General features: G+C 68.9%; 16 protein-coding genes. 2 read left to right on the top strand and 14 right to left on the bottom strand.

Going from position 1 to position 18,071, the window contains the following annotated elements; all coding sequences use genetic code 11:
* Window positions 1-86: 86 nt before the first annotated feature.
* From W7S_RS13145 to W7S_RS13135, 3 genes are all read right to left on the bottom strand, one after another.
* Complete coding sequence (locus tag W7S_RS13145; RefSeq protein ID WP_008256964.1) at window positions 87-2,282, bottom strand: malate synthase G; 2,196 nt, start codon at window positions 2,280-2,282, stop codon at window positions 87-89.
* 312 nt (window positions 2,283-2,594) lie between these two features.
* On the bottom strand, window positions 2,595-3,635 hold the full coding sequence (locus tag W7S_RS13140) for a hemolysin family protein (protein WP_008256962.1): 1,041 nt from the start codon (window positions 3,633-3,635) through the stop codon (window positions 2,595-2,597).
* Entirely contained in the window at window positions 3,632-5,002 is a 1,371-nt protein-coding gene (locus W7S_RS13135) for a hemolysin family protein (protein WP_009954823.1), read from the bottom strand. The genes W7S_RS13140 and W7S_RS13135 overlap by 4 nt, the downstream gene beginning before the upstream one ends.
* A gap of 311 nt (window positions 5,003-5,313) precedes the next feature.
* On the opposite strand from W7S_RS13135, the gene W7S_RS13130 reads away from it, so the two are divergent.
* Window positions 5,314-5,937 (top strand): GNAT family N-acetyltransferase, encoded by a 624-nt coding sequence (locus W7S_RS13130; protein WP_008256958.1) that lies wholly within the window; start codon window positions 5,314-5,316, stop codon window positions 5,935-5,937.
* On the opposite strand, the gene mbtN is transcribed toward W7S_RS13130, so the two are convergent.
* The 7 genes from mbtN to W7S_RS13095 form a co-directional block, all read right to left on the bottom strand.
* Complete coding sequence (gene mbtN, locus W7S_RS13125) at window positions 5,904-7,079, bottom strand: mycobactin biosynthesis acyl-ACP dehydrogenase MbtN (RefSeq protein ID WP_014384755.1); 1,176 nt, start codon at window positions 7,077-7,079, stop codon at window positions 5,904-5,906. The genes W7S_RS13130 and mbtN overlap by 34 nt on opposite strands.
* The gene (mbtM, locus tag W7S_RS13120) at window positions 7,080-8,648 is read right to left on the bottom strand and encodes a long-chain-fatty acid--ACP ligase MbtM (protein WP_014711686.1); all 1,569 of its coding nucleotides are present in this window, start codon (window positions 8,646-8,648) and stop codon (window positions 7,080-7,082) included.
* Window positions 8,641-8,895 carry an acyl carrier protein gene (locus W7S_RS13115; RefSeq protein WP_008256950.1) on the bottom strand — a complete coding sequence of 85 codons (255 nt, stop codon included), beginning with the start codon at window positions 8,893-8,895 and terminating at the stop codon, window positions 8,641-8,643. Before W7S_RS13115 ends, mbtM begins: the two co-directional genes overlap by 8 nt.
* 54 nt (window positions 8,896-8,949) lie before the next feature.
* Window positions 8,950-10,386 carry a GuaB1 family IMP dehydrogenase-related protein gene (locus W7S_RS13110; RefSeq protein ID WP_014384754.1) on the bottom strand — a complete coding sequence of 479 codons (1,437 nt, stop codon included), beginning with the start codon at window positions 10,384-10,386 and terminating at the stop codon, window positions 8,950-8,952.
* A gap of 39 nt (window positions 10,387-10,425) precedes the next feature.
* Window positions 10,426-11,895 carry an NADP-dependent phosphogluconate dehydrogenase gene (gene gndA / locus W7S_RS13105; RefSeq protein WP_014711685.1) on the bottom strand — a complete coding sequence of 490 codons (1,470 nt, stop codon included), beginning with the start codon at window positions 11,893-11,895 and terminating at the stop codon, window positions 10,426-10,428.
* 101 nt (window positions 11,896-11,996) lie between these two features.
* Window positions 11,997-12,947: a M56 family metallopeptidase gene (locus tag W7S_RS13100; protein WP_008256947.1), complete on the bottom strand. Its 951-nt coding sequence runs from the start codon at window positions 12,945-12,947 to the stop codon at window positions 11,997-11,999.
* Window positions 12,948-12,961: 14 nt separating this feature from the next.
* The gene (locus W7S_RS13095; protein ID WP_008256945.1) at window positions 12,962-13,381 is read right to left on the bottom strand and encodes a BlaI/MecI/CopY family transcriptional regulator; all 420 of its coding nucleotides are present in this window, start codon (window positions 13,379-13,381) and stop codon (window positions 12,962-12,964) included.
* 337 nt (window positions 13,382-13,718) lie between these two features.
* Between W7S_RS13095 and W7S_RS13090 the strand changes: the two genes are divergently transcribed.
* Entirely contained in the window at window positions 13,719-14,141 is a 423-nt protein-coding gene (locus W7S_RS13090; protein WP_008256940.1) for a PaaI family thioesterase, read from the top strand.
* Window positions 14,142-14,191: 50 nt separating this feature from the next.
* Here the strand turns inward: W7S_RS13090 and W7S_RS13085 are convergent, their stop codons facing one another.
* The 4 genes from W7S_RS13085 to W7S_RS13070 form a co-directional block, all read right to left on the bottom strand.
* Window positions 14,192-15,577 carry an NAD(P)/FAD-dependent oxidoreductase gene (locus W7S_RS13085; RefSeq protein WP_008256938.1) on the bottom strand — a complete coding sequence of 462 codons (1,386 nt, stop codon included), beginning with the start codon at window positions 15,575-15,577 and terminating at the stop codon, window positions 14,192-14,194.
* Between the two features lie 196 nt (window positions 15,578-15,773).
* Window positions 15,774-16,154, bottom strand: coding sequence for a DUF4189 domain-containing protein (locus W7S_RS13080; RefSeq protein WP_014711684.1), 381 nt, complete (start codon window positions 16,152-16,154; stop codon window positions 15,774-15,776).
* A gap of 99 nt (window positions 16,155-16,253) precedes the next feature.
* Window positions 16,254-17,177, bottom strand: coding sequence for an LLM class F420-dependent oxidoreductase (locus tag W7S_RS13075; RefSeq protein WP_172417579.1), 924 nt, complete (start codon window positions 17,175-17,177; stop codon window positions 16,254-16,256).
* 57 nt (window positions 17,178-17,234) lie between these two features.
* Window positions 17,235-17,912 carry an SDR family oxidoreductase gene (locus tag W7S_RS13070; RefSeq protein WP_008256934.1) on the bottom strand — a complete coding sequence of 226 codons (678 nt, stop codon included), beginning with the start codon at window positions 17,910-17,912 and terminating at the stop codon, window positions 17,235-17,237.
* Between the last annotated feature and the right edge of the window lie 159 nt (window positions 17,913-18,071).

The raw sequence follows: 18,071 nt of genomic DNA, 5'->3' as shown, positions 1-18,071 counted from the left end.
TTCCGTCGTTCCATCCGAATGAACTCGCCGCCGATTTTAGTCATCCGCGGCACTATTACACGTGCGAACCCGATTCCAGCGCAGGCTCAATTCGACTGCGCGGCGCGCGCCTTGGCCTCGCGCCGACGGCGGTGCAGGATCGGCTCGGTGTAGCCGTTGGGCTGCTGCGTTCCGGTCAGGATGAGGTCCTGCGCCGCCAGGAACGCCAGGCTGTCGTCGAAGTTGGGCGCCATCGGCAAATACGCCGCATCCTTGGCGTTTTGCTCGTCCACCAGCGGGGCCATCCGCTCGAGGCTGGCCCGCACGTCCTCCTCGGTGATCACACCGTGGCGCAGCCAGTTCGCCAGCAGCTGACTCGAAATCCGCAGTGTCGCACGGTCTTCCATGAGCGCCACGTCGTGGATGTCGGGCACCTTCGAGCAGCCGACGCCCTGGGCGACCCAGCGCACCACGTAGCCGAGGATGGACTGGCAGTTGTTGTCGACCTCCTCGCGGATCTCCTCGGGAGCCCAGGCCAGTTCCTTGGCCAGCGGGATGGTCAGCAACTCGTCGATGTTGGTGCGCTTCTTGCCCGCCAGCTCCTCCTGCACGGCGCCCACGTCGACGTAGTGGTAGTGCATCGCGTGCAGGGTGGCCGCCGTCGGCGAGGGCACCCACGCGGTGGTGGCTCCGGCCTTGGGCTGGCCGATCTTCTGCTCGACCATGTCGGCCATCAGTTCGGTCATCGCCCACATGCCCTTGCCGATCTGCGCCTTGCCCTTGAACCCGGCGGCCAGGCCGATGTCGACGTTGGCGTCCTCGTAGGCCTTGATCCAGGTGGTGCCCTTCATCGCGCCCTTGCGGATCATCGGACCCGCCTCCATCGAGGTGTGGATCTCGTCGCCGGTGCGGTCGAGGAAGCCGGTGTTGATGAACACCACCCGGTCGGCCGCGGCCTTGATGCAGGCCTTGAGGTTGACGGTGGTGCGCCGCTCCTCGTCCATGATGCCGACCTTGAGGGTGCCCTGCGGCAGCCCGAGGACGTCTTCGACCCGGCTGAACAGCTCGCAGGTGAACGCGACCTCGTCGGGCCCGTGCATCTTGGGCTTGACGATGTAGATGGACCCGGTGCGGCTGTTGGCCAGCGGCCCGTTCGCCTCACTCGTCTTGAGCCCGTGAATCGCGGTCAGCCCGGTGAACAGCGCATCCATGATGCCCTCGAACACCTCGTGACCCTCCGCGTCGATAATCGCGTCGTTGGTCATCAGGTGGCCGACGTTGCGGACGAACAGCAGGCTGCGGCCCGGCAGGGTCAGCTCGCCCTCGCCGTCGGGCGTGGAGTAGGTGCGGTCCTGGTTGAGCACCCGGGTGAAGGTCTTGCCGCCCTTGTCGACGTCCTCGGACAGGTCGCCCTTGTTCAGGCCGAGCCAGTTGCGGTAGCCGAGCACCTTGTCGTCGGCGTCGACGGCGGCCACCGAGTCCTCGAAGTCCATGATCGTGGTCACGGCCGATTCCAGGATCACGTCCTTGATGCCGGCGGCGTCGGTCTTGCCGATCGGCGAGTCCGGATCGATGAGGATCTCGATGTGCAGGCCGTGGTTGACCAGCAGCACCGACCAGCTGGGGGAGCCGAGCTCGCCGGTGTAGCCGGCGAACTTGTCCGGGTCGGCCAGGCCGGCGGAACCGTCGGCGGTCGCGACCTTCAGGCGGCCGTCCTCGACGGACAGACCGGTCGCGTCGGCCCACGAGCCGGATTCCAGCGGCACGGCCTCGTCCAGGAATTTGCGCGCGTAGGCGATGACCTTGTCGCCACGCACCTTGTTGTAGCTCGACCCCTTTTCGGCGCCGTCGTCCTCCGAGATGACGTCGGTGCCGTACAGGGCGTCGTAGAGCGAACCCCACCGGGCGTTGGCGGCGTTCAGCGCGAACCGGGCGTTGAGCACCGGCACCACGAGCTGGGGGCCCGCGGTCGTGGTGATCTCGTCGTCGACGCCCGAGGTGGTGATCGTGAAATCCGCGGGTTCGGGCAGCAGGTAACCGATTTCGGTGAGGAACTCGCGATAGGCGTCGATGTCGAGCGGCTCGATGACCCGCTGCCGGTGCCACTTGTCGATCTGGGCCTGCAGCTCGTCACGCCGGCGCAGCAGATCCTGGTTCTTCGGGGTGAGGTCGGTGACGACCTTGTCCACGCCGGCCCAGAAGCTGTCCGGGTCGATATCGGTGCCGGGCAAGGCCTCTTCGTTCACGAAGTCGTAAAGCACCCGGGCGACGCGCAAGTTCCCCGCCGACACGCGATCAGTCATGATTCTCCTCCGTCATGGGCCGCCCTGGACCCTCCATGGGCCGTCGAGGGACCAGAAAGGCCCAGATTGGCAATGTCATCAGCCTACCGAGCACAGCCTGGCGAGCGTTATTCGCCGACCTGCCACAGCAGGTCAGGACGCGCTGACAGCCCCAAGAATGATGCTGCGGTGGTAACCGGAATCGATGTCCAGCAACGCACATTCCGTGCGCAAGCGGCACTGTGCCCTCCGGCGCCCTCCAGCACTTTCTTAACTGGTAGCCGTGAAAGATCATACGGGCTGCGCGCGGTCGGGCCCGCCGGGCCAGTCTCGCTAGGCCTCGCGCATCGTCCCGACGAAGTCTTCGACCAGGTCTTCCATCGCCACCATGGCCACCACGGCGCCGATCTCGTCGATGACCAGCGCCAGGTGGCTGTTGCTGCGGCGCAGCCGCGACAACGCCTCGGCCAGCGGCAGCGACCTCGGCAGTCCCGGCAGGGGCCGCACCTTTGCCAGATCGATCACCGTCTCGGGATCGTCGTCGAGCGTCAGCACGTCCTTGATGTGGAGGTAACCGACGAAGCTGCCGTCGACGTTTGCCACCGGGAAGCGGGAGTAGCCGCTCTGGGCCAGGGCTTCCTCGACCGCTGCGACCGTCGGGCCCTTGCCGGCGCCGGCCACCGGCACCGCGCGCACCCCGGACAGGGGCACCGCGACGTCGCCGACCACCCGGTGGCGGATCTGCAGCGCACGCGCCAGCCGGGTGCCCTCCTCCTGGTCCAGCAGCCCCTCGGACGCGGACTCGGCGATCATGGCGCTCAGCTCGCCGGGGGAGACCGTGATCTCCAGCTCCTCCTTGCGCTCGACCCCGAGCGCGCGCACCACCACGCTGGCGCACTTGTCGTAGAACACGATGAACGGCCGGGCCGCCCGCACGTAGGCCAGGTACGGCGGGACCAGCAGCATGGCCGTGCGCTCCGGACCGGCCAGCGCAATGTTCTTGGGCACCATCTCGCCCAACAGCACGTGCAGCGTCACCACGATGACCAGAGCGAGCGCCAACGACAGCGTGTGCAGCAGCGCCGGGTGAATCGCGGTCAGCCCGAGCCCCGTTCGCAGCAGGTCCGAGACCGCCGACTCACCGATCCGGCCGAGCAGCAGCGACGCGGCCGTGACGCCCAGCTGCGCGCCGGCCAGCATGGACGGCAGCTGCTCCCCGGCGCGGATCACCGTGACGGCGGCGGCTCTGCCCTGTTCCGCCAGCGCTTCGAGGCGGTCGCGCCGCGCCGAGATGAGCGAGAACTCGGCCCCGACGAAGTACGCGTTGACCGCGATCAGCAGGCACGCCAGCAGCACGCCCATGGTGTCGCTCATCGGTGTGCCTCCGGCGCGGGAATGTCGCCGTGACCGCTCAGTTCGGTCAATTCGAGCAAGTCGATCCGGCGGCCGTCCATCCGGATGACCCGCGCCTGCCAGCGCGTCACCGCGTCCAGCAAGCCGTCGGCGTCCAGGCCGGGAAGCTTCACCGTGTCACCGGCCGCCGGGATGTGACCGATCTCGCGCAGCACCAATCCGCCGATCGTCTCGTAGGGGCCCTCGGGCGCCCGGAATCCGGTGGCGGCGGCCACCTCGTCGATGCGCAACAGGCCCGACACCCGCCAGCCGGTGCCGGCGGGCACCACGTCGGGCGTGGCGTCGTCGTGTTCGTCGCGGACATCGCCCACGATCTCTTCGATCAGGTCCTCGAGGGTCACCATGCCCGCGGTGCCGCCGTATTCGTCGACGACGAGTGCGGTTTGCAAACTGTTGGCCCGGATCTCGGCCATCACCGCGTCCCCGTCGAGGGTGGAGGGCACCACCGCGACGGGTTGCGCCACCGTGGTCAGCAGCGTGCGCCCGCGGTCGGCGCGCGGGATCGCGAACACCTGTTTGACGTGCACGATGCCGACGGTCTCATCGAGGTCGCCGTCGACGATGGGGAAGCGGGAGAACCCGGACTCGGCGGCCGCGGTCACCAGGTCGGCGACCGTGTCGTCGGTCTGCAGCGCCACGATCTTGGAGCGGGGCGTCATCAACTCCTCGGCGCTCAGCGTGCCGAACTGCAACGATCGCCGCACCAGCGCCGCCGTCGAGGCGTCCAGGGCGCCGCTGCGCGCCGACGAACGCACGAGCGACAACAGCTCTTGCGGGGACCGTGCGGACCGCAACTCCTCGGCGGGCTCGATGCCCAACCGGCGCACGATCCAGTTCGCCGCGCCGTTGGTCAATCGGATCGCCGGGGTCAACAGCAGCGAGAACAGCACCTGAGCCCCCACTACGGCGCGCGCGGTCGACAGCGGCCGCGCCACCGCCAGGTATTTGGGGACGAGCTCACCGAACACCATCGACACCGACGTCACGATCACCAGCACCAGCGCGGCCATGATCGCGTCGCCGACCCGGTCGGGGATGCCGAGCGCGTCCAGCCAGGGGTGAGGCAGGTCCTCGACCATCGGATCGGTCAGGTAACCGGCCGCCAGCGTCGTGACGGAGATCCCGAGCTGCGCGCCCGACAACTGAAACGACAGCCGCTGGTGCGCGCGGCGGATCCAGCGGTCGCGGCGGCCGCCGCCGCGGGCGTTTGCCTCCACGGCGCTGCGGTCCAGGGTGGTCAACGAGAATTCGGCGGCGACGAAGACGGCGTTGCCGAAGATCAGCACCGCGATCGCCACAATGCTGATCACGGTGACGGTGACGTTCATGAATTACGCCGCCCGCGGGTCGACGGTGGTGGGCCGGTGACCGGGGGAGGCTCCGCATCGGGCGGCTCGTCCGACGGCCCGTGCGCCGGCAAGCCGATGGCCTGCGCGGGTGCCTGCGGCACGTCGATCCTTTCGCTGCCTGGTGACCGAGCGGACGCGGTTGCTTCCGTCTTTGCTGCCTAATGCTAGCCCGGGCGACGGCGCCGCGGCGCCGACCGCTCGCGGCGGCGCCGCGGGTTGGCGCCGGAAACCGCCGCTGACCGAGGGCAACTACGGTATGCCTACCCTTACTCAGGTACGCTCTGCGCACTATGCCCGACGCCCCACCGGACACGCCTGCCGTCCAGATCCTGCCGCGCGAACGCTTCGACATCGCCGACGAGGTCGCACAGATCCCCCGGCCACCCACGCCCGCCCTGGATGCCCCCTTCGGGCTGCGCGCGGCCCAGCTCGAGGACGCGGACATGGTGGCCGAGTGGATGAACCGGCCGCACCTGGCCGAGGCGTGGGAGTACGACTGGCCGACCCCGCGCTGGCGGCAGCACCTGGACGCCCAACTCGAGGGCACCTACTCCCTGCCGTTGATCGGGAGTGTGCGCGGCAGGGATATCGCCTACCTCGAACTGTATTGGGGCGCAAAGGATCTGATCTCGCGCTATTACGACGCCGCGCCGTACGATCTGGGGCTGCACGCCGCCATCGCCGACGTGAAGCTGGTGAACCGGGGCCTGGGCCCGATGCTGTTGCCCCGGATCGTGGCCAGCGCCTTTTCGGCGGAGCCGCGGTGCCGCCGGATCATGTTCGACCCCGATCACCGCAACACCACCGCCCGCAGGCTGTGCGAGTACGTCGGATGTGAGTTCCTCGGCGAGCACGACACGACGAACCGGCGCATGGCGCTCTACGCGCTGGAAGCCCCCACCACCGACGCGTAGCCGGCGTAATCGGGCGCCATTGCGGCGGCGACCAACTCCCACAACACCTCGTCGGTGCCGCCGCCGACGCGGGCGAGCTTCATGTCGCGCCACCACGCACCCAGCGGCGTCTCGTCGATGAGGTAACCCGCGCCGCCGAATATGTGCATGCATTCCGACATCACTTCCTCGCCGAGGCGGGCCGCGGTCACCTTGACACCCGCGGCCGCGCGCAGATCCAGCCGGCCCTGGGCCGCGATGCCGAGCAGGCCGTGCCGCAGCAGGTCGACGCGCGCCTGCAGATCCGCCATCCGCAGCCGCAGCGCCTGGTGCTCGAACAACGTGTGACCGAACTGGCGACGAGTCATCATGCGCGCCAACGTGATCCCGATCGCCCGCTGGCACGACGCCGCGATCTGACCGGCGATCGACATCCGCTCGTGGGCCAGCCCCCAGCTGATGGCCGCCAGCCCGGTGCCGGCCCGCGCGACCAGGGCGTCGGCGGGGACCCAGGTGTCGATGTGCACGGCGGCGGTGTCCAGCGGCCCGGCGCCGACCTTGTTGTAGGGCCGCTGCACGCCGACCTGGGCCGTCGGCAACGCGATCAGCGCGACGTTGCCGTACTTGCTGGACGAGTCGTGGTCGACGCTGCGCGCCACCACCATGATGTGATCGGCGATGGGGGACAACGAGACGAACTTCTTGATCCCGCGGACATCGAAACCCCCGTCCCGAGAGGAGATCTCGGTCTCGACGATCTGCAGGTCGGAGCCGCCGGACTCCTCGGAGGCTCCGATGCACAGCACGGCCTGCCCCCGGATCGCCCGTTCGCAGATGTCCCGCAGGTAGTCGGACTTGCCGAACCGGCGCAGGACGGCGATCGCCGAGTCGTGCAGGCTGACCCCCACCCCGATGCCGGCCGAGGACAACCTGCCCAGGGCGAAGGCGAGCTCGACCAGCTTGCCGACGTCGGGCAGCGCGCCGTCGCCCCATTTTTCGCTGAAGACACCGCGCGCACCGAGGTGTTCGATCAGTTCACGCGGAAACTGTTGGCGCGCTTCGGCTTCCGTCGTCCACGCCAGGACCTGTTCGTTGAACGCGTCGGCCAGCAGGCCACGGTAGCCGTCGAGGCTCGTCGGGGTTGTCTCAGGCACTGCCGTCACTTAATCCACCGCCTCTAGGGAGCGCCGCACTTCCAGGCGGCGCAGCTTGCCCGACGACGTTCGGGGCAGCGACCCCGGCGCCATGAAGATGACGTCGGAGGGAACGACGCCGCACACGGATGCGACGCGCGCGATGACGTCGGCGCGCGCGCCGGCCTGATCCGCCCCCCGGAATTCGGCGGCGACGATCAGGCCGGGGCGCGCGGAACGTTCGCCGGTGGCCAGCGCCACCACGGCGCCTTCGCGCACCCCGCGGACTCCGGCGGCAACCGTCTCGATCTCGGTCGGGAAGATGTTGCGTCCGGCGATGGTGATGAGCTCCTTAGCCCGGCCGCACACCACCAGGCCGCCGTCGGCGATGAAGCCGAGATCGCCGGTGGGAAACCAGCTTTCGCGGTCGACGGGGTCGTGCCCCAGGTAGCCGTCCATCATCGACGCGCCGCGGATCTCGATCTCACCGATGTCGCCGTGCGTGTCGTCGCGCGGCGAGATCCGGATCTCGGTGCCTGCGATGGGTTCGCCCAGCATCGCGTGGCGGCGCGAGCCCGCCTCGTCGGTGACGTCGGCGAACCGCAGCCCGGTGCCGGGGGCGGGCACGCTCACCGCGCACGTCGACTCCGCCAGCCCGTAGGACGGGGTGGCGGCGCCGGCGTCGAACCCGAAGGGGCCCATCGCGTCGGCGAAGCGCTCGAATCCCTCGCAGTCGACCGGCTCCCCGCCGTTGATCGCCACCCGCACGGCGCCGAGGTCCACGTCGGAGACCCGGCGGGCGTACCTGCCGACCAGGTTGTAGGCGAAGTTCGGCGCCGCGGTGATCGTCGCGCGGCTTTCCGACAGCCAGCTCAACCAGCGAAACGGCGAGGCGGTGAAAGCCGATGTGGGAGAAAGCCATACCGACATGCCGCCCAGCGACGACGCGAGCAGGAAGGACAGGCCCATGTCGTGGTAGAGCGGCAGCCACGAGCAGCCGACGTCCGCGGGGGTGACCGAGAGGCGGTGATTGAGGCCGCGCAGGTTGGCCAGCACCGCCCGCGGCGACAGCGCGGCAGTCTTGGGCGAGCCGATCGAGCCCGCCGTGCCCTGCAGGATCGCGGGATTCTCGCGTCGGGCCGGCGGCTCGCCACACGTGCGGCCCGTGCGCGCCGCGGGCCCAACGTCTTCGACGACCATGTCCTCGTCGAGGCCCGCGGGATCGAGCGATTGCAGGCCGTCCAGATAGGAGCCGTGGCTCAGGACGGTGCGCACCCCGATGCCGCGGAAGCGGGTCAGCGTCGCATCGGCCCACCGGCGGCCCTCGGCGCCGCGCACCGGCCCGGGCAGGATCGAGACGCTCGCGCCCGTCAGCCAGGCACCCTGAATGGCGGCGACGAACTCGACGGTCGGTTCGCCGACCAGTCCCACCGCGGCCGGCCGGCCCCGGTCCAGCAGCCACGCGGCGACGCTCTCGGCCAGCCCGTGCACCTCGGGCCAGGGGTGGCGGTGCCAGGCCGAGGCCTCGCGGTCGAACACCACCAGATCGCTGGTGCCGCCGCGCATCGCGACCGTCAGCGCCGTGGCCAGCTCACTCATCGCGATGTTTGGCGGCGATCGCGGCCTGCAGGTCGCCGACCGTGTCGCAGTTCAGGAGTTCCTCTTCGGACAGCGAGACACCGAGCCGTTCTTCGATGGCCACCATGCCCACGGCGAAGGCCACCGAATCCAGCCCGACGTCGTCGACCAGTCGGGCGTCGGGGGTCAGGCGGGACGCGTCGACGTTGAGGTCCTCGCGCAGGATGCTCAGCAGCTCGGCGCTGACGGTGGGGGAAGAGGAGGTCATGGCGCAGTAGGCTAGCAGGCCCTATTAGGCAAGGCTAGCCTTACCCTGCGCGTGTCACCACCCCAGCGGGAGTGGATGCCCCTCGGCGAAGCCCGCGGTCGACTGCACCCCGACCACGACCCGCTCATACAGTTCCGCCAGGTTCGCGGCGCCGACATAGGTGCAGGTGCTGCGCACCCCGGAGGTGATGTGATCGAGCAGATCCTCGACACCGCCGCGGGCGGGGTCCAGCCCCATCCGCGACGTCGAAATGCCCTCCTCGAACAACGCTTTGCGGGCCCGGTCGAACGCGGTGTCGGCGCCGCTGCGGGCGACCACGGCCCGCTTGGACGCCATGCCGTAGCTCTCCTTGTACGGCTGGTCCTCGCGATCGCGCATCAGGTCGCCGGGCGACTCGTAGGTGCCGGCGAACCATGACCCGATCATCACGTTGGACGCGCCCGCGGCCAGCGCCAGCGCCACATCGCGGGGATGGCGGATGCCGCCGTCGGCCCACACGTGCCCGCCCAATTCCCTTGCCGCCGAAGCGCATTCGACGATGGCCGAGAATTGCGGGCGCCCGACCCCGGTCATCATCCGAGTGGTGCACATCGCGCCCGGCCCGACGCCGACCTTGACGATGCTCGCCCCGGCGCCCAGCAGGTCGCGGGTTCCCTCGGCCGAGACCACGTTGCCCGCCGCCAGCGGCACGCCGAGGTCGAGCGACGCGACCGTGCGGATCGCCTCCAGCGTCTTGACCTGATGCCCGTGTGCGGTGTCGATCACCAACAGATCGATCCCGGCCTCGACCAGGGACCGCGCCTTGGCCCCGACGTCGCCGTTGATGCCGACGGCCGCGCCCACCCGCAGCCGGCCGCGCGCGTCGACGGCCGGCGCGTACAGGCCCGCGCGGATGGCGCCGGTGCGGGTCAGCACCCCGGCCAGCGTGCCGTCGGCGTTGGTGACGACCGCGACACCGATCGGGGACTGCTCGAGCAGGTCGAAGATCTTGCGCGGCTCGGTGCCCACCGGGGCGGTGACGAAGTCGGTCATCGCGACGTCGCGCACCCGGGTGAACCGATCGACACCCAGGTAGGACGATTCGCTCACCAACCCCAGCGGACGGCCCTCGAAAGCCACCACGGCGACCCCGTGCGCCCGTTTGTGGATCAGGGCCATCGCATCGGACACCGAGTCGTCGGGCTCGAGCACCACCGGGGTGTCGAGAACCAGGTCGCGGCCCTTGACGAACTCGACCGTCTGCTCGACCGCGGTGATCGGCAGGTCCTGCGGCAGGATCACCAGCCCGCCGCGGCGCGCCACCGTCTCGGCCATCCGCTTGCCGGCCACCGCCGTCATGTTGGCGACGACGACCGGAATCGTCGTGCCCGAGCCGTCCGCGGTGGACAGGTCGACGTCGAACCGCGACGCGACCTCCGAGCGGTTGGGCATGATGAAGACGTCGTTGTAGGTCAAGTCGTATCCGGGCCGGTGCCCGTCGAGGAACCTCATCGCAACGCGAACCCCCTTACGCCCTCCAGTGTGGCCCAGCTAGGCGGGCACTTCGGTGCGATCGCCGCTCCACAGCGTGTGGAAGCGCTTGTCGGGGTCGTCATCGATGCGGCCGTAGGTGTGCGCGCCGAAGAAGTCCCGCAACCCCTGGGTCAGCGCGGCGGGCAGCCGCTCGGTGCGCAGCGCGTCGTAGTACGACAGCGCCGAGGAGAACCCGGGGATCGGGATGCCCAGCTGGGTGGCGGTCACCACGACACGGCGCCAGCCGTCGATGGCGTCCTCGATGGCGCTGCGGAAGTACGGTGCCACGATCAGCGTCGGCAGGTCGGGGTCCTCGTCGAAGGCGTCCTTGATCCGGTTGAGGAATTTAGCCCGGATGATGCAACCGCCGCGCCAGATGGTGGCCAGGTCGCCGGGCGTGATGCCCCAGTCGTATTCGGCGCTGCCGGCCTGAATCTGGTTGAAGCCCTGGGCATAAGCGATGATCTTCGACGCGTACAGCGCCTGCCGGATGTCCTCGGTGAACTGCTTCGCATCGCCGGGCTTGGTGCCCAAGCTGCCCGATGCCAGCCCGGTGGTGGCCTTGCGCTGGGTCACCGACCCCGACAGCGCGCGGGCGAAGACGGCCTCGGCGATGCCGGTGACCGGCACGCCGAGATCCAGGGCCGACTTGACCGTCCAGCGGCCGGTGCCCTTCTGCTCGGCCTCGTCGAGGATCAGGTCGACGAGCGGCTTGCCGGTCTTGGCGTCGGTCTGGCGCAAGACCTGCGCCGTGATCTCGACGAGGAAGCTGTCCAGGTCGCCGGAGTTCCACTCGTCGAACACGTCGGCGATCTCGCCGGCGGTCTTGCCGAGGCCGTCGCGCAGGAGCTGGTAGGCCTCGCCGATCAGCTGCATGTCGGAGTATTCGATGCCGTTGTGCACCATCTTGACGAAGTGCCCGGCCCCGTCGGGACCGATGTGGGTGCAGCACGGCACACCGTCGACGTGCGCGGAGATCTCCTCGAGCAGCGGGCCCAGCGACTTGTACGACTCGGCCGGGCCGCCGGGCATGATCGACGGCCCGTTGAGCGCGCCCTCCTCTCCGCCGGAGATGCCCGCCCCGACGAAGTGCAGACCGCGCTCGCGCATCGCCTTCTCCCGACGGATGGTGTCGGTGTAGAGCGCGTTGCCGCCGTCGATGATGATGTCGCCTTTTTCCATGGCGTCGGCGAGTTCGTTGATGACGGCGTCGGTGGGATCGCCGGCCTTGACCATGATCAGCACCCGTCGCGGCTTTTCCAGCGCGTCGAGGAACTCGGCGATGGTCTCCGACCGCACGAACTTGCCGTCGCCGCCGTGCTCCTTGAGCAGCGCGTCGGTTTTGGCGATCGACCGGTTGTGCAGCGCCACGGTGTAGCCGTGCCGGGCGAAATTGCGGGCGATGTTCGACCCCATCACGGCCAGGCCCGTGACGCCGATCTGCGCGGTGCCGGTCTTGGAACCCGCCTGGGTGTCCGACGAACTCATGTCTTCGCCTCTCAATCGGGAGAACGTTTCGGCAAAAGCTTTCGGTGACACTGTGGCACAGCGCAGGAATGCGCGCCCCGGGTGATCGGCCCTGCGCGGCGTCAGAGGTTGAACAGGCGTTCCAGCTCGGTGAGCCAGGGCACGGCCAGCGCGATGGTGGGCACCACGAACACCGCCGCCGCGGCGAGGTAGGCGGCCGCCGCCAGCGCGGCGCTGTTGCCGCGCCCGCCCAGCCGGCGCACGCGCAGCACCGTGCTGGGACCGCTCGCCGCCAGCGCGCCCGACGGCGCCCGCCCCGAGGCGCAGGCGACCAGCGCCCGGGCCAGGGGAGCGCGGCCGGCGGCACGCACCGCGGCGTCGTCGGCGAGCAACTCGACCAGCAGCTGGACGGCACCGAGCGCGTTGGCGCTGCGGACCAGCCGCGGGAAGGCCGCGTGCACCGCGGTGAACGCCTCCAGCACCAGGTCGTGCCGCGCCCGCAGGTGGGCGCGCTCGTGGGTGAGGATGGCCGCGACCTCGGCGTCGGCGAGCGTGCTCAGCGTTCCCTCGCTGACCACCACCCGGCTGCGCACGCCCGGCAGGCAGTAGGCGAGCGGTTGCGGGACATCCAGCACGCGCAGATCGCGCGTGCGGGTGCAGGACTGCGACAGCGCCGCGTCGTGGCCGACCCCGACCAGGTCGACGACCATCCGGTGGTGGGCCCGCCGCTTCCGATTGGCGATGGCCACTCGGGCGAGGGCGACCATCAATCGGGCGCCGACCAGCACGGTTAACGCGAAAACCCCGATGTATGCCGCCCACAGCGGCCACCCGAGCCGGTCGGCGGCGCCGACGATGCTGGTCGTGGGTCGCCCGTCGGGACCGGGCATGAGCAGCCGGGTGGCGATCGCGATCCCGGCGCTAAACGCCGACAGGACCGCGGCCAGCGCGACGGCCTGCCACAACACCATGGCGGCTCTGGGGGCGCGCAGCGGCCACCGCGCGCGTGCCAACATGGCCGGCACGGGACCGGTCAGTAGCACCGCGAGAATGGTGAAAGCCAGCGCGGACACACTGTTAGTGTCTCTCAGCCCTCCGGGCCTGCGCCAGCAGATGGCGAGTTGTTGCGTTGATTGGCTTCCAGTTCGGCGAGCGCGCGCCGCAGCGCCTCGGCCTCGTCGGCGCCGACGCGCTCGACGAAGTGCACCAGCGCGGCCTGCCGGCCGCCGGAATCCTCGGCCTGGGCCAGCGCGTCCACCATGAGGCCGGCGACGAGTTCGTCGCGGCCGTGCACGGGGGCGTACCGGTGTGCCCGGTCGTCGCGGATCTGGGAGACCAGGTTCTTCTTGGCCAGCCGCTGCAGCACGGTCATGATCGTGGTGTAGGCGAGGTCGCGCTGCGCCGACAATGCCTCATGGACCTGGCGCACCGTCTGAGGCTCGGGCGCGGACCACAGATGGTCCATGACGGCCCGTTCCAGATCCCCCAGCCGTGTCAGTTTGGCCATAGTTCGTTCATCTCCTGAGCGTCGAAACCAGACTACTCCCGCTTACTACCGACCGTCGTACGGAAAGCTGACAAATCTCTGTGCCGGCCACCGCGCACGCCCCGTCGCGAACAAGTCGAACCATACCCCTTGCAAAGTTAGGGCAGCCTTGCCTATGCTAATCGAGTCGAGCGATAAGCGGACCGCGTGAGAGTCCTGAGGGCTGCAGTGACCCCCGGTCTTACTCGATCGGCGAGCCCCGTGCCCTGTGCACGGGGCTCAGCCGTTTTCGGGGTGTGTCCCGCGAGTTGTGCTGCCGCCAAACCCGTCCCGCACGCGATGGTGTAGACACAGGGACGTGCCAGAGCCGCAGGAAACGATCATCCCGCCGCATTTCTCCGCGCCGTTCGACCGCGAGATCGGCTTGCAGTTCACCGAACTCAGCCCCGACGGCGCCCGCGCCCAACTCGAGGTGACGCCCAAGCTGTTGCAGCCGATGGGGCTGGTGCACGGCGGCGTCTACTGCTCGATGATCGAAAGCATGGCCAGCGTGGCGGCCTATACCTGGCTGGCCACCCGCGGCGGCGGAAATGTCGTGGGAGTCAACAACAACACCGACTTCCTGCGCTCGATCGGCTCGGGCATGGTGTACGGCAGGGTCGAACCGATCCACCGGGGCCGGAGCCAGCAGTTGTGGTTGGTCACCATCACCGACGACGACGACCGCGTGGTCGCCCGGGGCCAGGTGCGCCTGCAGAATCTCGAGCTTCGCGAGGGCTGAGCAGAGGACGCCCGGTTGCGTCGAATCCCGCTGCAGGGCAACGAGTTTCGCTAGCTCGCCCGCCTGGCGACGGGGCGCTTGGTCTCCGCCGCGAGCACCGCCAGCTGTTCGAGCCGGGTGCGGGCGAACGCCTGCTGCTCGGTGATGGTGAGCTGGCCCCGTCGCGTGCTCAGGAACGTCACCGTCCACGACAGCAGCGTGCTGATCTTGGTCTTGAACCCGACCAGGTAGACCAGGTGCAGCACCAGCCACGCGAACCAGGCGAATAGGCCGCTGAATTCGACGGGCCCGATCTTGGCCACCGCGGAAAACCGCGACACCGTGGCCATCGACCCCTTGTCGAAGTACTGGAACGGTTCCCGCTCGGCCGGGTTGGCGCCGTCGAGCTCGGCCTTGATCGTGCTGGCCACGTACTTGGCGCCCTGGATGGCGCCCTGGGCGACTCCCGGCACGCCTTCGACCGCGGCCAGGTCGCCGATGACGAACACGTCGGGGTGGCCCGGCACGGACAGGTCGGGCAGCACCTTGACCCGACCGGCCCGGTCGAGTTCGACCGTCGACTGGTCGGCGAGGTCGCGGCCCAGCGGGCTGGCCGAAACGCCGGCGGACCATACCTTGCAAGCGGATTCGATGCGCCGGACGGTGCCGTCGGAGTCCTTGACGGTGATGCCGTTGCGGTCGACGTCGGTGACCATGGCGCCCAGCTGAATCTCCACGCCCATCTTTTCCAGCCGGTCGGCGGCCCGCTGGCCCAGCTTGTCACCGAAGGGCGGCAGCACCGCCGGGGCGGCGTCGAGCAGGATCACGCGCGCCTTGGTGGAGTCGATGTGGCGGAACGAGCCTTTGAGCGTGTAGGTCGCCAATTCCGCGATCTGCCCGGCCATTTCGACGCCGGTGGGTCCCGCCCCGATCACGGTGAAGGTCAACAGCTTGGCACGTCGCTCCGGATCACGGGACCGTTCGGCCTGTTCGAAGGCGCTCAGGATCCGCCCGCGGACCTCGAGCGCGTCGTCGATCGACTTCATGCCCGGGGCGAACTCGGCGAAATGGTCGTTGCCGAAATACGACTGGCCCGCGCCCGCGGCGACAATCAAGCTGTCGTAAGGGGTTTCGTAGGTGTGGCCGAGCAGATCCGACACGACGAACTTGCCCGCCAGGTCGATGTGCGTGACGTCGCCGAGCAACACCTGGACGTTGCGCTGCCGGCGCAGCACGACCCGGGTGGGCGGGGCGATGTCGCCTTCGGACACGATGCCCGTCGCCACCTGGTACAGCAGCGGCTGGAAGAGGTGGTGCGTGGTGCGGGCGATCAGTTTGATGTCGACGTTGGCGTGCTTGAGTTTCTTGGCAGCGTTGAGCCCCCCGAAGCCCGACCCGATGATGACGACCTGGTGGCGACGCTTCGGTCCAGCTGCGTTACCTGGCTGGGGGCTCATGTTTCCGCTGCTCCTGACGAAGGCTTTTGGACGCGCGATTGCAACTAGCAACCACGCTAGTCAGGCGGATACCCCGCAACCTAACTCGCAACATGTGTAATCAACCACACCGTGCGCATCACGCCTGGTCGTCGACCGGCACTGTGGTGAAGTTATCAATCCCGCAGAGACAGCAGCGCCGCGCATCGCGTGGCCGTCACTGAGGGGCGCCTTCTCCCGCGCAGTGGTCGTGGCCGGCCTGGACCATTCCGCCGGGTGCGCGCGCCAGCGCCGCCGCCTCGGCGTCCTCGCGGGTCGGACCCCAGCCCCCGAAATATCGGGATTTGGCGCCGTTCAAGGCGAGCGCCATGCAGCCGCCCTGGCCGCTGGCCAGCAGACGACAGTCGCTGATGCTCTTGCGGCACGTATCCATGGCCGCCTTTTCGGCTGCGCCCTGGCTGGCCGCGCCATCGGCGATGCTGATGTGCCCGGTGGAGTCCGATATCGCCATGGCGATCCAGTTGTCGTCAGCATGCGCGAGGGGGGCCGGGGCCAACGTCACGCCGACGGCAAGCGCGGCCCATGCTCGTTTCTTCATGGCCTCCCCGGCTTCTTCTGCGCTGCGCGACTGTGGTGCAGGTAAACGCTATTCGGGAAGTATTACCGCGCCACGACGAATTCGCGAGCCGCGTAGGGCCTAGAGCCCGACGAGCGGGCGCAGCGCCGCGCCGGCCGCCTCGACGACGCCCGGGGTGTAGAACGGCAGGTTGATGATCACGCCGTCGATGCCCGCGTCGATCACCTTGGTCTTGATCTGATCGGCGACCGAGTCCGGGGTGCCGACCACCATGCGCTGCTTCATCTCCGCGGGAATCTGGTCCAGTCCCGCGTTTTCGTCGATCAGCACCGTGGTCAGCGTGCTGGTCTCCAGCGTGGCCGGGTCGCGGCCCACCTCCTCGCAGGAGCGCCGCACCACCTCCAGCTTGCCGGGCAGCTCGTCGAAGCCCGCGATCACGTTGAGGTGGTCGAAATGCCGCGCGGCGAGCGGGATTGTCTTCTTCTCGCCGCTTCCGCCGATCATCAGCGGAATGTGGTTTCGGAAGCGGGGATTGGCGAACGCCTCGCTGGCGCGATACCACTTGCCCGAGAAGGTCGCCTGCTCGCCCTTGATCATCGGCAGGATGATCTCCAGGGCTTCGTCGAGCCGGTTGAATCTGTCGGTGAAGGTGCCGAATTCGAATCCCAACTGGTCGTGCTCGAGTTGGAACCACCCGGTGCCGATACCCAAAATCGCGCGGCCCTGGCTCACCACGTCCAGCGTGGTGATGATCTTCGCCAGCAGGGTGGGGTTGCGATACGTATTGCCGGTCACCAAGGTGCCGAGCTGCACCCGCTCGGTGGCGGTGGCCAGCGCCCCCAGCGCCGTGTAGGCCTCCAGCATCGGCTGATCGGGCGATCCCAGCATCGGCAGTTGGTAGAAGTGGTCCATCACGAAAACCGAGTCGAATCCGGCGGATTCGGCCTCGCGCGCTTGGGCGATGACGGTGGGGAAGAGTTGGTCTACCCCGGTGCCGTAGGAAAAGTTGGGAATCTGCAAACCAAGTCGAATAGCCACGCTGATCACCGTAGCGATCGGCCGGGCACGGGAGAAGGGTTTGCGACGGGCGCGGGTTACGCCTCAGGCGAACTGAGCCAGCGCGCCGTGGCTCACGTGCAACGTCTGACCGGTGATGTGGCGTGCCGCCGATGTGGTCAAGAACAGCGCCAGGCGGGCGACCTCGGCGGCCACCGGGGCGGGGGTGCGGGTGAGACCGTCGTAGCCCGCCTGGGCGCTGCGCCCACTGGCGACGGCGTTGACGGTGATTCCACGGGTGCCGAAGACGCTCGCCTGCCCGGCGGTCCAATTCGCCAGCGTCGCTTTGATTGCGGCGTCGGCGCTGCCCGCCGGCGGGTTCTCGGGTACCACGCTGATGATCGACCCGCCCGAGCGCAGATGATCGCCCACGGTCTGCAGCGTCAGCACCGCCGAAAGCACCGTCGCGTCAAGCGCTTTGCGCCACGCGTTGGCGGTGTCGGCGATCGAGTAGGTGCGCGGGTCGCCGGCCTCCCAGGTGGGCGCCGGCACGTTGACGATGGTGTCCAGGTGGTGGGGGAACAGCGGGCGAGCCTCTTCGAGGCTGGCCGGGTCGGTGGTGTCGCAGACGATCGCCTCCACCTCGAGCTCCTTGGCGGCGATCTCCAGATCGCTCTTGCGCGCGCCCACGAGGGTCACTTTGTGGCCGTCGTCGCGGAAGCCCTCGGCCACCGCGCGTCCCAGCTCCGTGTCTCCGCCGGTAACCAGTACCTCCACTGCCATGACCTCCTCTGCCTGGGACCTCAGCGCGTTATGGCGTCAATCCCCGTATATGTTACTGGACAGTAGCTAGCTGGCGAAATTTTTGCCGCCGCGACGCGCGGATCATTTGGGTAACTATTTGTGCGTCACTTTTTGCGGCGATTCGGCCGCCAGGGGGTC

It is taken from the genome of Mycobacterium sp. MOTT36Y, assembly GCF_000262165.1.
Lineage (GTDB): Bacteria > Actinomycetota > Actinomycetes > Mycobacteriales > Mycobacteriaceae > Mycobacterium > Mycobacterium intracellulare.
This window is presented reverse-complemented; position numbering and strand designations above follow the sequence as displayed.

Coding starts and splice junctions, on each gene's coding strand:
- W7S_RS13145 (WP_008256964.1), bottom strand. CDS start 2,282: ATGACTGATCGCGTGTCGGCGGGGAACTTGCGCGTCGCCCGGGTGCTT.
- W7S_RS13140 (WP_008256962.1), bottom strand. CDS start 3,635: ATGAGCGACACCATGGGCGTGCTGCTGGCGTGCCTGCTGATCGCGGTC.
- W7S_RS13135 (WP_009954823.1), bottom strand. CDS start 5,002: ATGAACGTCACCGTCACCGTGATCAGCATTGTGGCGATCGCGGTGCTG.
- W7S_RS13130 (WP_008256958.1), top strand. CDS start 5,314: ATGCCCGACGCCCCACCGGACACGCCTGCCGTCCAGATCCTGCCGCGC.
- mbtM (WP_014711686.1), bottom strand. CDS start 8,648: ATGAGTGAGCTGGCCACGGCGCTGACGGTCGCGATGCGCGGCGGCACC.
- W7S_RS13115 (WP_008256950.1), bottom strand. CDS start 8,895: ATGACCTCCTCTTCCCCCACCGTCAGCGCCGAGCTGCTGAGCATCCTG.
- W7S_RS13110 (WP_014384754.1), bottom strand. CDS start 10,386: ATGAGGTTCCTCGACGGGCACCGGCCCGGATACGACTTGACCTACAAC.
- gndA (WP_014711685.1), bottom strand. CDS start 11,895: ATGAGTTCGTCGGACACCCAGGCGGGTTCCAAGACCGGCACCGCGCAG.
- W7S_RS13095 (WP_008256945.1), bottom strand. CDS start 13,381: ATGGCCAAACTGACACGGCTGGGGGATCTGGAACGGGCCGTCATGGAC.
- W7S_RS13085 (WP_008256938.1), bottom strand. CDS start 15,577: ATGAGCCCCCAGCCAGGTAACGCAGCTGGACCGAAGCGTCGCCACCAG.
- W7S_RS13080 (WP_014711684.1), bottom strand. CDS start 16,154: ATGAAGAAACGAGCATGGGCCGCGCTTGCCGTCGGCGTGACGTTGGCC.
- W7S_RS13070 (WP_008256934.1), bottom strand. CDS start 17,912: ATGGCAGTGGAGGTACTGGTTACCGGCGGAGACACGGAGCTGGGACGC.